This window comes from Glycomyces salinus (assembly GCF_016428645.1).
GTDB lineage: Bacteria > Actinomycetota > Actinomycetes > Mycobacteriales > Micromonosporaceae > Glycomyces > Glycomyces salinus.
In genome coordinates this window covers 76,726-91,148 of the sequence record NZ_JAELXW010000001.1, presented here as the reverse complement: position 1 = coordinate 91,148, position 14,423 = coordinate 76,726, and the positions used below count along the sequence as shown (strand labels likewise).

At 68.9% G+C, this 14,423-nt stretch carries 13 protein-coding genes; 9 read left to right on the top strand and 4 right to left on the bottom strand.

Annotated elements, in window-relative coordinates; genetic code table 11:
- Window positions 1-118: 118 nt before the first annotated feature.
- A complete protein-coding gene (locus JFB92_RS00425; RefSeq protein WP_199033782.1) occupies window positions 119-322 on the top strand; it encodes a cold-shock protein in 204 nt (67 codons plus the stop codon).
- A gap of 67 nt (window positions 323-389) precedes the next feature.
- Here JFB92_RS00425 and JFB92_RS00420 read toward each other — a convergent pair whose 3' ends face one another.
- A complete protein-coding gene (locus JFB92_RS00420) occupies window positions 390-1,544 on the bottom strand; it encodes a TolB-like translocation protein (protein WP_199033781.1) in 1,155 nt (384 codons plus the stop codon).
- Entirely contained in the window at window positions 1,537-2,106 is a 570-nt protein-coding gene (locus tag JFB92_RS00415; RefSeq protein ID WP_199033780.1) for a SigE family RNA polymerase sigma factor, read from the bottom strand. The genes JFB92_RS00420 and JFB92_RS00415 overlap by 8 nt, the downstream gene beginning before the upstream one ends.
- A 158-nt stretch (window positions 2,107-2,264) precedes the next feature.
- Here JFB92_RS00415 and JFB92_RS00410 point away from each other — a divergent pair, with 158 nt between their 5' ends.
- The 5 genes from JFB92_RS00410 to JFB92_RS00390 all read left to right on the top strand — a co-directional run bounded on the left by JFB92_RS00410 (window position 2,265) and on the right by JFB92_RS00390 (window position 9,769).
- Window positions 2,265-3,284 (top strand): GNAT family N-acetyltransferase, encoded by a 1,020-nt coding sequence (locus JFB92_RS00410; RefSeq protein WP_199033779.1) that lies wholly within the window; start codon window positions 2,265-2,267, stop codon window positions 3,282-3,284.
- Between the two features lie 11 nt (window positions 3,285-3,295).
- Window positions 3,296-4,315 (top strand): GNAT family N-acetyltransferase, encoded by a 1,020-nt coding sequence (locus JFB92_RS00405; RefSeq protein WP_199033778.1) that lies wholly within the window; start codon window positions 3,296-3,298, stop codon window positions 4,313-4,315.
- A gap of 61 nt (window positions 4,316-4,376) precedes the next feature.
- Window positions 4,377-5,402, top strand: coding sequence for a GNAT family N-acetyltransferase (locus JFB92_RS00400; RefSeq protein ID WP_199033777.1), 1,026 nt, complete (start codon window positions 4,377-4,379; stop codon window positions 5,400-5,402).
- 279 nt (window positions 5,403-5,681) lie between these two features.
- Window positions 5,682-7,832 (top strand): DEAD/DEAH box helicase, encoded by a 2,151-nt coding sequence (locus JFB92_RS00395; RefSeq protein WP_199033776.1) that lies wholly within the window; start codon window positions 5,682-5,684, stop codon window positions 7,830-7,832.
- Window positions 7,833-7,966: 134 nt separating this feature from the next.
- Window positions 7,967-9,769 (top strand): serine/threonine-protein kinase, encoded by a 1,803-nt coding sequence (locus JFB92_RS00390; protein WP_199033775.1) that lies wholly within the window; start codon window positions 7,967-7,969, stop codon window positions 9,767-9,769.
- Between the two features lie 61 nt (window positions 9,770-9,830).
- On the opposite strand, the gene JFB92_RS00385 is transcribed toward JFB92_RS00390, so the two are convergent.
- The gene (locus JFB92_RS00385; protein WP_199033774.1) at window positions 9,831-10,280 is read right to left on the bottom strand and encodes a DoxX family protein; all 450 of its coding nucleotides are present in this window, start codon (window positions 10,278-10,280) and stop codon (window positions 9,831-9,833) included.
- A 108-nt stretch (window positions 10,281-10,388) separates the two neighbouring features.
- Window positions 10,389-10,961: a TetR/AcrR family transcriptional regulator gene (locus tag JFB92_RS26400; RefSeq protein ID WP_199033773.1), complete on the bottom strand. Its 573-nt coding sequence runs from the start codon at window positions 10,959-10,961 to the stop codon at window positions 10,389-10,391.
- 106 nt (window positions 10,962-11,067) lie between these two features.
- Between JFB92_RS26400 and JFB92_RS25960 the strand changes: the two genes are divergently transcribed.
- The 3 genes from JFB92_RS25960 to JFB92_RS00365 all read left to right on the top strand — a co-directional run bounded on the left by JFB92_RS25960 (window position 11,068) and on the right by JFB92_RS00365 (window position 14,044).
- Window positions 11,068-11,271 (top strand): DUF3046 domain-containing protein, encoded by a 204-nt coding sequence (locus JFB92_RS25960; protein WP_307788974.1) that lies wholly within the window; start codon window positions 11,068-11,070, stop codon window positions 11,269-11,271.
- A gap of 108 nt (window positions 11,272-11,379) precedes the next feature.
- Window positions 11,380-13,533: a recombinase RecA gene (gene recA / locus JFB92_RS26775; RefSeq protein WP_199034003.1), complete on the top strand. Its 2,154-nt coding sequence runs from the start codon at window positions 11,380-11,382 to the stop codon at window positions 13,531-13,533.
- Window positions 13,508-14,044, top strand: coding sequence for a regulatory protein RecX (locus tag JFB92_RS00365; protein WP_307788973.1), 537 nt, complete (start codon window positions 13,508-13,510; stop codon window positions 14,042-14,044). Before recA ends, JFB92_RS00365 begins: the two co-directional genes overlap by 26 nt.
- Window positions 14,045-14,423 lie beyond the last annotated feature (379 nt).

Below are 14,423 nucleotides of genomic sequence, written 5' to 3'. Positions count from 1 at the left end.
CGAGGTGGAGAAGCGCCGAAACGGCGGAATACCTCGGATCGAATCGGTCGCTCACCCAGGTGAAGCATTCCCAGGGCGGGCGGCGGTGGATCCGAACATCAAGCAAGGATAGTTAGCAATGGCGCAAGGCACCGTCAAGTGGTTCAACGCGGAGAAGGGCTTCGGCTTCATCGCTCCGGACGAGAACGGACCTGACATTTTCGTTCACTTCTCTGCGATCTCGGGGTCCGGTTACCGGTCCCTGGAGGAGAACCAGCGGGTGGAATTCGACGTCGAGCAGGGCCAGAAGGGTCCGCAGGCCGCAAACCTGCGTGCTCTGTAGGCCACACTCTTAGGAACACGAAGCCGCCGCCCTTCTGGAAGGACGGCGGCTTCTAACGTGCCCGGAACTATTCGGTGTAGTAGCCGGTCAGGAGCGCCGACCTGGCACCCCGGTGATCGAGCACCCGGTCGTCCAGCAACTGACCCTCATCGTCGAACAGCGAGACCTCCACACCCTCGTCGGTCAACTCGCCGATGATCATGCCGCCGTCGGCCAGGAACACGACCTGGGCGCCATCGGCGCCGCCCGGCAGGTCGAGTTCTGCGCCGGTGGCGGTGTCGACATAGCGGTCGCATCGGACCGGATCGACGTGTCCGGATGAGGCCGACTCCCCCGTGTCGATCTGGAAGCACGCCCGATCCAGGTCGGCCGACACCGATGACAGCGAAGCGAACTCGCCCTCCTCGGTCTCGACTCCCGCCAGATCCGTACGCCCGGTGCCGTCCGGCCGCATCGCGACGGCGCCGTCAGTGCTGACCAGGTACTCGCCGTCGCCCGACCATCGGGGCTGGCACGAGACCTCCTCGGGCAGCTCGGTCTGCCCGCCGGTGGCCACGTCGAGCACATACCGCTCGTCGTACTCGGGACTGGGCACCGTCAACACGACGGAGTTCGAATCAGGCGACCAGACCGGGGCGCAGTAGAGCGAGTCGACGCCGAGATCGATGAGTGCACCGGTGTCGTCGATCGCGTCGATCGGACCGATCGTGCTGGCGCATTCCGCCGCGATGACGTACCGGTCGCCGTCAGGGGCCGGGAAGAGCGATTGGGCGGCGATCACGCTGTCCGATCCGCCGTCCTCGTAGCGCCAGACCTCGCTCATCCGCTCTCCCGTCCATTCGAACTCCACGAACAGCGCCTGGGGCAGCTCGGTCATCGGCCCGATCGAGTCCGAGTCGCCCCACCCGGACCAGTCCTCGCTCGGACGACCGCAGTCAGCGGCCTCCTCGTCGGGTTCGTCCGTCGCGGCGGTCGTCGGGTCGGCGGGCTCGTCCGTGGTCGGTTCCTCGGCCGGTGGTGCGGTGCCGTCGTCCGGCAGGATGATCGCCCCGGCCGCCATGCCGGCGATCGCGAGTCCGGCGGCCGCCCCGGCCGCGACGGCCGCGAAGCGGCGGCGGGCGATGCCGCGGGCCTTGTGCAGTGAGCCCTCGGTGAGCCCGGCAGACGGGCCGCCGGACTCGGCGGCGCGCTGCCGCAGCAGATCGCGCAGGGAGTCAGGCATGGGACTCTCCTCTCAATGGGTGAACTCTGGAATCCGGTCCGGACGGTTCGGCATCGGACAGTCGCAGTTCCGGGAAGCGCCGACGCAGCCGTTTGAGGCCCCGCTGGGTGCGGGCCCTGAGGGTCGAGACCGGGCAGCCGAGCGTCTCGGCGGCCGCGGTCTCGGTGAGGTCTTCGAAATAGCGCAGGACCACCGCCGCCCGCTGCCTCGCCGGCAGCGACAGCAGCGCGGCGTGGACGGCCAGCCGCAGGGCGGCGTCGGGGTCCTCTTCGCCCGGCTCGGGCGCGGCCTCGGCCGGCACCTCGGCCACCTTGGTGCGGCGCCATCGGCTGACGTGCAGGTGGTACATGGTCCGCCGGGTGTAGGCCTCGGCGTTCTCGACACGGTGCAGGCGCCTCCAGGCGCGCCAGGTCCGCGCCAGCGCCTCCTGCACCAGGTCCTCGCCGAGTCCGCGGTCGCCGGTGAGCAGGAACGCCGAGGCCGTCAGGGCTCCGGATCGGGCCCTGACGAACTCCTCGAACTCGCTCAGCCGCGTCGACGGCGGCGCGGGCTGTCTGTTCACGATCGGGCATCCGTTCTATCGAAAAGGGGGCGGTTCACCAACCCAGACGGGAAAAACCCGCACCGGTCGCATGGTCTGAACGGCCGGTCGAATTCATCCGAACGGACGATGCGGAAATTCGATGGTGCCACGCCCCTCCGGACGGCCAAACTGTACCGATGCAGATCATCGAATTCGGCGCCGACGATCCGGACCTGATCGCGGCCACCTTCGAAATCCGGACCGCCGCCCATGCCGCCGACACCCCGGAGAACCCGATGCCGGTGCGGCGCTTCTACGAGACCCTGTTCACCCACGCCTGGCCCGGCCGGAAAAGCCGCTGGTTCGCCGCCAGAAAGAACGGGCGCGTCGTCGGCGTCCTGCGGCTGACGTTCTGGCTCGACTCGAACCCGAACCTGGCCCACTTCCTCCTGCACGTCCACCCCGACGACCGCGGACAAGGCGTCGGATCGGCACTGCTCGACCTTGCCGTCGAGTCCACCCGCGCCGGAGGCCGCCGCAATCTCGCCACGAACACCCCGCTCGCCTGGGAAGGCGGCCCCGCCCGCGACGAAGCGGGAGCGCGCTTCCTGGAGCATCGCGGCTTCACCCGCGCGCTCACCGCGGTCAACCGCCGCTGCAAGGTCGACGCCCTCGACCCGTCGGAGGAAGACCGCCTCTACGACAAGGCCCTGGCCGCGGCCGCAGGCGCCTACGAACTGCGCCAATGGGTAGGCCCCGTGCCTGACGACCTCCTGGTGACCATGTGCCGCATGGACAACATGATCGTCAACGAGATCCCGCTCGGCGACCTCGAGATCGAGCCCGAGGATATCGACACCGAGAAGCTGCGAGCGGCCGAGGACGTCAACCGGGCCGAGGGCCGCATCAAACTCCACAGTGTCGCGCTGGACAAGGACGGCGGAATCGTCGCCTGGAGCGAGATCTCGGTGGACGAAGGCCCCTACACCGCCGCGCACCAAGGCATCACGATCGTCGACCCCGGCCACCGCGGCAACCGCCTCGGGCTGCTCACCAAGCTCGCCAACCTGCGACTGCTGCGGGAGCGCTTCGGGCACGTCACCGAGATCTGGACCGACAACGCCGACGTCAACGCCCACATGATCGCCATCAACGAGGCCCTCGGCTACGAGACCATCGATGCCGATGGCGACTACCAGCGCAAACTCGAGATGTAAAGGCCCGCTGCATGGAGATCCTCCGACTCGATCCGGCCGACACCGACCTGGCCTCCCGGGCCTGTGCCACACTCGAACTGGCCCGCCGCACCGACCTCCCCGAATACCCCGCCGTTTCCCTGGACCGATTCACATCGTTCCTGGCCAACCCGCCCACCGGCACCGAGGCGCGCGGGTACGTCGCGCTCGACGGCGGCGAGGCCATCGGCTACCTGCACCTGTACCTGCCCATGACCTCCAACTCCCACTACGCCGAGGCCGAGCTGACCGTCCACCCCGACCACCGGCGCCGCGGCATCGGGACCGCCCTGCTGGACTCGCTCCTGGACACCGCCCGCGTCGAGCGCCGCACCGAGCTCGTCGTCCTCGCCCACCGCACCTCGGACGACGGCCCGAAGCGATCCGAAGCAGGAGCCGAGTTCCTCGAACGGCACGGATTCGCCTTGGCGCTCACCGAGATCGAACGCAAGCTCGAACTCGCCTCCATCGACCCGGAGGCCGAGCGGCGCCTGTGGTCCCAGTCCGAGGCCGAATCGAGCCGGGACTACGAGCTGATCTCCTGGACCGGCCGAACTCCCGAGGAGCACCTGGAGGCGCTGTGCCGCCTCGAGTCGATGATCTTCGACGAGATCCCCCTCGGCGACGTCGAACTGCACCGCCGGGAGGTGAGCCCGGAGGAACAGCGCGCCAAGGACGACCGAAACGAGGCTAGCGGGACGGTCCCCGTGCGCACCATCGCCGTGCACCGGCCCACCGGCGAACCGGCCGCCCTGACGGCGATCTACACGCGGGCCGGCGAGGAGGAGGCCCGGCAGGCGATCACCATCACCGCCCCGGCCCACCGCGGCCACCGCCTGGGGATGCTCGCCAAACTGCGCAATCTCGCCCAGCTGCGCGAGCACTTCGGGCAGGTGACGACCGTATGGGCCGGCAACGCCGACACCAACGCCCACATGGTCGCCATCAACGAGCGCCTCGGGTACGAGACGGTCGACGCCCGCCTCTGCTACAAGCGCGAGCTGGAGCTGTGACCGGCGGCCGGACCCGCAAAATCGATTGCCGCCGCTCCCGCCGCCGACCACACTGAACGCTATGAACATCATCGAGCTCGATCCCGCGGAGACCCGCTTGGTCTCCGGCGCCTTCGAGGTGCTGCGCGCCGCCCACAAGGCGGACGCCCCCGAGACGCCGCCGCCCCACGAGGGCGTCTTCTCCAAGTCCCTGCACCACCCCGAACCCACCGAGGACGAGCACCACTACGTCGCCCTCGACGGCGACCGGGTGGCCGGCTGGCTCTCCGCCTTCTTCCCGAACCGCGAGAACCTCCACTTCTGCGGCGCCGACATCGTCGTCCATCCCGAACGGCGCCGCGAGGGCATCGGTTCGGCGCTGCTGGAGCGGTTCCTCGACCTGGCCCGCGCCGAAGGCCGCACCGAGGTGACGATCGAGACCCGCCTGAACTGGGAAGGCGGACCGGACCGCAGCGAGGTCGGCCGCCGCTTCCTGGAGAATCGCGGCTTCAAGCTCGCGCTCACCTGCGTGATCCGCCGGACCGACGTCGACGCGCTCGCCGAGGCCGACGAGCGGGCGCTCCTCGACCAGGCGACCCGGGCCGCGGGGGAGGACTACGAGATCATCTCCTGGATCGGGCACACTCCCGACGAGCTGATGGAGACCATGAGCCGCCTCGACTCCATGATCCTGTCCGAGGTCCCGCTCGGCGACCTCGAACTGGAGCCGGAGAAGGTCGACCCGGAACTCAAGCGCGCCAAGGCCGACCGAGCCGACGCCATCGGCATCGTCCCGGTCGCCACGATCGCCCGCCACCGCGAGAGCGGAGAGGCGGTCGCCAACACCGCCATCGGCGTGTTCGACGACCGCGAGTTCGAGCACTCATTCCAGTGGATCACGATCGTCGATCCGGCCCACCGCGGACACCGCCTCGGCACCCTCGTCAAGCTGGTGAACCTGCGACTGCTGCGCGAGCAGTTCCCGCAGGTGAGGCAGATCTGGACCGACAACGCCGACGTCAACGCCCACATGATCGACATCAACCGGAAGATGGGCTTCGAGACCCTCGACGCGGTCGGAGAGTTCAAGAAGAACCTCGACGCCTAGGCGGTGTTTAAGGACCCCCGGCGAGTCGGATAGCGGCCGTCAGGGGTCTTTAAACACCGCCTAAAGGTGTCTCCAGGCACAGAAGGGCCATGGAGCTGGCGGGCCCGCATCGACATCGGCTATTGTTCATAGCTGGCCCGCAAAGCGGCCCGAATCAGGCGCGTCCCGCCCCATCACCGTCGGACTATGGTGAAGCAGTTTTTCCGCGGAACGTGCGATGTACATGTTTCTCGCGGAAGGCGAACGATGAATCCCGAATCTACTGTGCCGGATACTGCCATGCATGAATCCGACACTCACCCCGAAAACCCCGAAACTCCTGAAACCGCGCAAGCGGTCGAGGCCCCCGAAGTTCCCGAAGCCGAGGAGATCACCGTCGAGACCGACGATGTGAAAGCCGCCGACCAGGCCACCTTCGAAGACCTCGGGCTGCCCGCGAAGATTACCGCCGCCCTCGCCGAGCAGGGCATCGAGGTGCCCTTCCCGATCCAGGCCGCCACCATCCCCGACGCGCTCGCCGGCCGCGACGTGCTCGGCCGCGGCCGCACCGGCTCCGGCAAGACCCTCGCGTTCGGCCTCCCGGCCCTCGCCCGCCTCGCCTCGGGCGGGCGCACCAGGCCCGGCAAGCCCCGCGCGGTCATCCTCAGCCCGACCAGGGAACTGGCGATCCAGATCGCCGACGCGCTCCAGTCGTTCGGCGACGCCGTCGGCATCGAGATGAAGGTCGTCTGCGGCGGCACCGCGTTCTCCCGCCAGATCGACGCGCTCCGCTCGGGGGTCGACATGCTCGTCGCCACCCCCGGCCGCCTGCGCGACCTGATCCGCCGCGGCGACTGCTCCCTCGAGGACGTCGAGCTCGCCGTCCTCGACGAGGCCGACCAGATGGCCGACATGGGCTTCCTGCCCGAGGTCGAAGAGCTGTTCGACATGCTTCCCGAGGGAGGACAGCGGATGCTGTTCTCGGCCACGCTCGAGAAGGAGATCGACGTACTCGTCCGCAAGTACCTGTCCGATCCGGTCCAGCACTCGGTCGACCCGTCGTCCAGCTCTGTCACCACCATGAGCCACCACCTGCTGCTCATCGGACCGCGCGACAAGCAGACCATGACCGCCGCGATCGCCGCCCGACCCGGCCTGACCATGGTCTTCGTCCGCACCCAGCTGGCGGTCGACCGCATCGCGGAGGAACTGCGCGATGCCGGGGTGAACGCCGAGGGACTCCACGGCGGTATGACCCAGGGCGACCGGTCCAGGGTGCTCGACCAGTTCAAGCGCGGTCACCTCGAAGCGCTGGTGTGCACGGACGTGGCCGCGCGCGGCATCCACGTCGACGGCGTCGACGTGGTCCTCCACGTCGACCCGCCCAAGACCCACAAGGACTACCTGCACCGCGCCGGCCGCACCGCCCGCGCCGGGGAGTCCGGCGTCGTGGCCACCCTGGTGCTGCCGCACCAGAACCGCACCGTGTTCAGCCTCATCGAACGCGCCGGAGTGGACGCCAAGCGCCATTTCGTGAACGACAACTTCGACCCGGAGCTCGCCGAACTGCTCGGGGCGCGGAACTTCACCGACATGCGGGCGGCCCGAGCCGACCACCAGGCCACCCGCAACGAGGCCGAGATCGGGAACCTCGAACGCAAGATCCAGCGGCTCCGTGAGGACGTCGAGGGGCTGCGGGCCGAGGCCGGCCGGCTGCGCGAGCAGGCCGAACGCGAGATCATCGAGGGCCCGTCCAAGCGGAGCCGCGACCGCGGCCCCCGGCGGGACCGCGACGGCTACCGAGGCGGCGACCGCCGCGGCGGCGGTGGCGGCGGCTACAAGGGCGGCCGTGGCTTCCGAGGCGACCGCGACGACCGTGGTGGCCGAGGCTCCCGCGGGGACCGCGACGATCGCGGCGGACGCGGCTACAAGGGCGATCGCGACGACCGGGGCTTCCGCGGCAACCGCGATGACCGCGGTGGACGTGACTTCCGGAGTCGTGACGACCGTGGGGACCGCGGCGGCCGAGGCGGCTTCCGCGGCGACCGCGACAACCGCAGTGGCGGCTACCGGGGCACCCGCGAGGACCGCGGCGGGCGCGACTTCCGGAGTCGTGACGCCCGCGGGGACCGCGGCGGCCGAGGCGGCTTCCGCGGCGACCGCGACAACCGCAGTGGCGGCTACCGGGGCAACCGCGATGACCGCGGCGGGCGCGACTTCCGGAGTCGTGACGACCGCGGGGACCGCGGCGGCCGAGGCGGCTTCCGCGGCGACCGCGACAACCGCAGTGGCGGCGACCGGGGCAACCGCGATGACCGCGGCGGGCGCGACTTCCGGAGTCGTGACGCCCGCGGGGACCGCGGCGGCCGAGGCGGCTTCCGCGGCGACCGCGACAACCGCGGTGACCGAGGCGGATTCCGAGGGAACAGCGACCGCCGCGAGCGCTGGTAGCCAAGACCTGGACCGAACGGCCGGGAGACGCGAACGCGTCTCCCGGCCGTTCGGCGTTGCGGAGCCCGCATACGATGGAGTGTCCACGCCCGGTGCCCCCTGTCCAGCAGGTTCCCTAGAACGGAAGACTCCGCGTGTCCGCCATCCCAGTCCCTTCTGTACCCGGCTACCGCGACCTCGAGATGTTCGCCCACGGGTCGACCGCGTTCGTCTACCGTGCGGTCCAGGAACGACTCGAACGGACCGTGGCGGTCAAGATCCTCCTGCTCGACGACGCCACCACCACCGCCGCCTCCGTGGAGAAGGAACTCGAGACCACCGTCCGCGTCTCCAACCACCCCCACATCGTCTCCATCATCGACACCGGGACCACCGGAGACGGCCGACCCTACATCGTCATGGAGTACTGCGAAGGCGGCTCCTACTCCTCCATCCTCAAAGCGCACGGCGCCATGGCGGTCGAGGACGTCATCGACGTGGGCGTCAAGATCGGGCTGGCGCTCCAAGCCGCCCACAACGCCGGCATCCTCCACCGCGACGTCAAACCGCAGAACATCCTGCGGGCCCAGTACGGGCCCGCACTGGCCGACTTCGGGATCGCCCGCGCCCCCGAGACCCTTGCGGCCACCGAGGCGATCAACCTGCTCACCCCCTTGCACGCCTCCCCCGAAGCGCTGCTGCGGGAACCGCAGACCGCCGCCAGCGACCTCTACAGTCTCGCCTCCTCCATGTGGCAGATGCTGGCCGGATACGCGCCCTTCGCCGATCCCGGCGGCGCCACCGGCCGCGATGACCACCTCCGGCGCGTCCTCTCCGACGCGCCGCCGCCGAGACTGCCGCGCGACGACGTCCCCGCCTGGCTCGAGAACTTGCTGGTGCGCTCGCTCGCCCGCGACCCGAACCAGCGCCCGCCCTCCTGCCAGGCGTTCGCCGACGAACTCCAGCTCGGCGCGCTGTCCGAGCGCCTCGAAGCCAGACGGGAGGCCGAGCGCACCGAGGTCCTGCCCGACTCGGCGGCGACCGTGCCCGCGCCGCGGTTCGACATCGGCCGCGACTCCGGCCCCAGCGCCCCCTTCGACCCCGGCTCGACCGAGCGGGCCGCGCCGTTCGTGCCCCCGCCGGCCCCGCCCGGACCCGTCCACCCCTCCCGGGCGCGCCGACCGAGGATCCGCCCCGAGATGTACCCCATGCTGGCGGTCGTCGCCATCGTCATCGTGGTGCTGCTGGGCGTCATCGGAGTCGTCTGGGCCGTCGGCGACGCCGACGCCGACCCCCCGTCGGACCCGGAGGCCCTCGGCTCCTCCGAGAGCGACGACCAGGCCGAGCAGTCAGAGGACGAGGAGAGCCCGACCGCCACGGGACTCGAGGTCAGCGACTTCGAAGCGACCGCCTCCACGATCACCCTCCGCACCGACGCCGCGGAAGGCGAGCACACGTGCACCGCGGCCGCCGAGAACACCGAGCGGCGGGCCGAGGGCGACTGCGGCGAGATCACCGTGGACGGGCTGGAGGCCCAGACCGACTACACCGTCTCCCTCCGCGTCCACGACACCGGGCAGGAGATCGTCGAGGTCTACACCACCGACCGGGTGCCCGCCCAGGTGTTCTGGGACTGCCCTCTGACGCGCCAGTACTGCGCCGACCAGAACGCCGAGATCGGCGTAGGCTCCGACCCCGAGCGCAACGACGTCATCGACACCGTCGAGTCCGGCACCGAGCTCTACGCCTACTGCTATGTGGAGACCGACACGACGATCACCCCGCGCGGCGACGAGGCGGAAGGCTACTGGGACTACCACCCCGGCAAGGACGCCTCGAACCTCGCGATCAAGGTCGACTTCCGCGGCGAGGTCGGCTACATCCCGTGGGTGTGGATCGTCATCGACTCCGGCGAACTCAACGACACCGACCCGCTGGCCCCCTGCCTGGAAGGGTGAGAAGCGAGCAGAACCGGCCCGGAGCAAGCCTCCGGGCCGGTTCCATGTGGGACTGCGCGGATCAGGCGGCCTGCTCGGCCTTTTCGGCTTCGGCCTGATCGACCTCGCCCCGCTTGCCGAACAGCCTGTCCACCGCCAGTGCGCCGCCGCCGGAGAACCCGATCACCAACGCGGCCGCGGCCAGGGTGAGAACGAACTCGTAGCCGCCCTCGGCGGACCAGAATCCCGCCTCCAGGTGGACGATGAAGAGCGCACCGAGCATGTCGGCCGCCAGCAGGACTCCCACCACCGGCAGGAGTGCGCCGAGGATGAGCAGCGCGCCGCCGACGAGTTCGACGGTGGCGGCGAAATAGGCCGAGAGCTGCGGCGCCGGTACGCCCATGCCCTCGAAGGCCGCCGCAGTCCCGTCGATGCCCCATTCCGACCACTTCTGCCAGCCGTGGGCGACGAAGACCGCGCCGAGGGCGATGCGGCCGAGCAGGAAGGCGACTGGTTGGATCTTCGTTATCATGATCCTCCTTATCTGAGCAGTCAGTTAAATGTTCAATAAAAAAGACCGTAGCAATGCCCAGAACCATGTGCAAACGAGGACAATGGACTCGAAAGGGTGATACTCGCCTCAGTGACGGCGAACGGCTTCCTCGACCAGGCGCAGGATGCTGGTGATCTCCAGATCGTCCCGGCCGGTCGCCAGATAGCGGACCAGGCCGTCGTACACCAGATGGAGGAACCCGGCCAGCACCTCGATGTCGACGTCGGTACGCAGCACCCCGATCTCGCGCTGGTGCTCCAGGCGCTCCCGGCTCGCCTCGGAGATCGCCTCGCGCCGCCGCCCCCACGCCTCGGCGAACTCCGGGTCGGTGCGCAGCCGCCTGGCCACCTCCAACTGCGTCCCCAGCCACCCGGTCGTCTCGGGCTTGTCGGCCGCCGCCGTCAAGTCCTGCATCACCCCGACCAGGCCCCGCTCGGCCACCGTCGCGGCCATCTCCGCCGCATCCACCGAAGCCACCGCCAGGAACAGCGCGTCCTTGTCGCGGAAATGGTGGAAGATGGCCCCGCGACTGAGCCCGGTGGCCTCCTCCAGCCGCCGCACCGTGGCGCCCTCATAGCCGAATCTGGCGAAGCACGAGCGCGCGCCGTCGAGGATCTGCTGACGGCGTGAATCGAGGTGTTCTTGGCTTACGCGAGGCACGCGGCAATCTTGCCATCCGAAGCTGGCCGCGGGCGAGCGAGTCGCCTACCGTTGTGCCAATGAATCAGCATTCATTCGAGTCCGGGCGGCGGGGGGTGACGGGCGGGTGAAACACAGCGACTTCTGGGATCGCATGAACGAGACGTTCGGCGCCGGATACGCCCGCAGCGTCGCCGCCGACCACACGATCGGGGCGCTGGACGGCCGCACCGTCGACCAGGCCCTGGCCGACGGAGAGAACGCCAAGCGCGTCTGGATGGCCGTCTGCCGGACTTGGCCCGACCGGGTTCCCGCCCGCCTCGTGCGCTGAATACGTGCGTTCCGCCCTGTTCGAACAATCCGTTGCCCTAGGTTGTCGGGCGGGGGGACTACCGTATTCGACATGGCGAAGCAAACAGGTTCCAGGGGAGGCGGCGGCATGAACTCCGCTCAGGACAAGGGCAAGGCGCTCGATCTCGCGCTGGCCCAGATCGACAAGCAGTTCGGCAAGGGCTCGGTCATGCGGCTGGGGGAGAAGCCCAAACAGAACATCAAGACCATTCCCACCGGCTCGATCGCGCTCGACGTCGCGCTCGGCGTCGGGGGGCTCCCCCGGGGCCGCGTGGTGGAGATATACGGACCGGAGAGCAGCGGAAAAACGTCGCTTGCGTTGCACGCCATGGCGAACGTGCAAGCCGAAGGCGGCGTGGCCGCGATGATCGACGCCGAGCACGCGCTGGACCCGGTCTACGCCGAGGCGATCGGCGTCAACGTCGACGAGCTCCTGGTCAGCCAGCCGGACACCGGCGAGCAGGCCCTGGAGATCGCTGACATGCTGATCCGCTCCGGCGCGGTCGACCTCATCGTCATCGACTCGGTGGCGGCCCTGGTGCCGCGCGCCGAGATCGAGGGCGAGATGGGCGACTCCCACGTGGGCCTCCAGGCCCGTCTGATGAGCCAGGCCCTCCGCAAGATCGCCGGCGGCCTGAACAACACCGGCACCACCGCGATCTTCATCAACCAGCTCCGCGAGAAGGTCGGAGTCATGTTCGGCTGTGCCTCCTGGTACACCAATGTCATGCTGGCGGACGGCACCAAGATGCCGATCGGCAAGATCGTGAACCAGAAGATGGACGTCGAGGTTCTCTCCTACGACGTCGAGTCCGGGAAGATCGTCCCCCGGAAGGTGGTGGACTGGTTCAACAACGGCAAGGCCGAGGAGTTCCTGTACTTCAGGGTCGAACGGGCAGGCGCCGGTACTGGCAACAGCAAAGCCAGTTTGGCGATGACTCCCAACCACCTCATCCGAACTCCGGGCGGCTGGCGCGAAGCGCAGGAGATCTGCGTCGGTGACCGCGTGATGCTGGCGGAGGAGCACCTGCTCAGCGAGCAGCAGCGGCAGGTCGTCCTCGGAACGCTCATGGGCGACGGATCGCTGAGTGGGCCGATTCGGTCGGACGCCCCTAGCGCTCGTCTACGGATGGGGCACGGTGCGAAGCAGGCCAACTACCTCGACTGGAAGGTGTCGCTGCTCCAAAACATCAACCACTCTCGGAGTGAAAACGAGAAGGGTGCTGTGTTCGCTGACTTCACTCCGCTCGCTGAGCTGGGTGAACTGCGGCAGGCAGTGTATTTCGGAGACGGCAAGAAGTGCCTGTCATGGGAGTACCTCAAGGCCCTCACACCTCTCGCGCTCGCTGTCTGGTACATGGACGACGGTAGTTTCACCCTCCGCTCGAAAGGGCGGTGGGAAAGCACCCAAGGCGGTACTGGGCGGATCGAGATCTGTGTGGAGGCGATGAGCCCGGGCTCGCGAGAACGCCTGACTGACTACCTGCGTGATACGCACGGGTTGGATGTCAAGCTGACCAAGAAGGGGCGGCGGCAGGTGAGCACAATCCGATTCACCACGGCCGCCACCACAAAGTTCCAAGAGCTGGTCGCGCCCTACATCCCCGAATCGATGGAGTACAAGCTGCTCCCGCGATTCCGTGGCATGTGCAAGGTGAAGCCGGAGCTTGCCGAGCCGACGCTCAGTCTGGTCCCGGCCCAAGTGCTTTCGATCGACTCGAAGCGGGACTACCAGAAGATGAACCGCTACGACCTTGAGATCGAAGGTACGCACAACTACCTGGCCGACGGCGTCATGGTCCACAACAGCCCCGAGACCACTTCGGGCGGTAAGGCGCTCAAGTTCTATGCCTCAGTGCGGTTGGACATCCGTCGGATCGAGACTCTCAAGGACGGCGGTGAGGCCGTCGGGAACCGGACCCGCGTGAAGGTCGTCAAGAACAAGGTCTCCTCGCCGTTCCGGCAGGCCGAGTTCGACATCCTCTACGGGGTCGGCATCTCCAAGGAGGGCTCGCTCATCGACATGGGCGTCGAGCACGGCATCGTCAAGAAGTCCGGCGCCTGGTACACCTACGAGGGCGACCAGCTCGGCCAGGGCAAGGAGAAGGCCCGGACCAACCTCAAGGAGAACCCGGACCTGGCCCTCGAGATCGAGAAGAAGATCCTGGAGAAGCTCGGCGTCGACTCCGGCGGTGAGCCCGTCGAAGAGGCCAAGAGTGAAGAAGCCCCGGTCGACTTCTGATCCGGACGACCCAGAGGCCGCCCGGCAGTACTGCCTCCGGCTGCTGTCGGGCCGGCCGAGGACCCGCACCGAACTGGGCGAGGCCATGCGCCGCAAGGGCTTCGCCGAGGAGGTCGTGGACGGCATCCTGGAGCGCTACTCCGAGGTCGGCATGATCGACGACGCGGTGTTCGCCCGCGCGTGGGTCGACTCCCGCCACCGGGTCCGCGGCCTGTCGAAGCGCGCTCTGGCCGGGGAACTGCGCCGCAAGGGCGTCGACCCCGAGCACGTCGAGGCCGCCGTCGAGCGGGTCAGCGACGACGACGAGCGCGAGGCGGCCCTGGACCTGGCCCGCCGACGCTACCGCGGCCTGGCCGGCCAGGACCCGCAGGCGGTGCTGCGGAAGCTGGTCGGCATGCTCGCCCGCAAGGGCTACGGGGCCGGAGTGGCGATCCCGGTGGTCAAGCAGGTCCTGGCCGAAGCCGAGAACGAGGCGGCCGAACTGCTCGACGAGGACGCCCACTTCGAATGACGCCCGCGCCCCGCAGCGGAGCGTGCCCGATCCAATGCGGTTTGTTCTGTTCTGCGTCGTGTTGCAGTAAATGAGATGAAATCGTCATCTTCGTGGACCGCGAAGGCTGTGCTGGAGTGCCAGGATGGGTGGACGCTCGCTCTCGGAGGATACTGTGGCCCACTCGGTCCCCACTCAGGTTCGGCCCCATCAACATTACTGCCTGGCGCACCGACTTCCCGCTCCCTGCGCCCGATGCGGGTCCGCCGCGCCGGCCGCGCCTCCTCCGCCCTCCGGTCCCGCCGCGCCCGGTCCGCCGCGGGTTCCGGCTCCGGCGCCCGCGCCGTTCGCCGTGGCACCGCCGCACGTATCGCCGCAGGTTCCCCTGCCGCCGCCGCGG

What these genes read in the sequence shown, in the direction of transcription:
- JFB92_RS00405 (WP_199033778.1), top strand. Translation starts at nt 3,296, where the DNA reads ATGGAGATCCTCCGACTCGATCCGGCCGACACCGACCTGGCCTCCCGG.
- JFB92_RS00385 (WP_199033774.1), bottom strand. Translation starts at nt 10,280, where the DNA reads ATGATAACGAAGATCCAACCAGTCGCCTTCCTGCTCGGCCGCATCGCC.
- JFB92_RS00420 (WP_199033781.1), bottom strand. Translation starts at nt 1,544, where the DNA reads ATGCCTGACTCCCTGCGCGATCTGCTGCGGCAGCGCGCCGCCGAGTCC.
- JFB92_RS00400 (WP_199033777.1), top strand. Translation starts at nt 4,377, where the DNA reads ATGAACATCATCGAGCTCGATCCCGCGGAGACCCGCTTGGTCTCCGGC.
- JFB92_RS00425 (WP_199033782.1), top strand. Translation starts at nt 119, where the DNA reads ATGGCGCAAGGCACCGTCAAGTGGTTCAACGCGGAGAAGGGCTTCGGC.
- JFB92_RS00410 (WP_199033779.1), top strand. Translation starts at nt 2,265, where the DNA reads ATGCAGATCATCGAATTCGGCGCCGACGATCCGGACCTGATCGCGGCC.
- JFB92_RS00395 (WP_199033776.1), top strand. Translation starts at nt 5,682, where the DNA reads ATGCATGAATCCGACACTCACCCCGAAAACCCCGAAACTCCTGAAACC.
- recA (WP_199034003.1), top strand. Translation starts at nt 11,380, where the DNA reads ATGAACTCCGCTCAGGACAAGGGCAAGGCGCTCGATCTCGCGCTGGCC.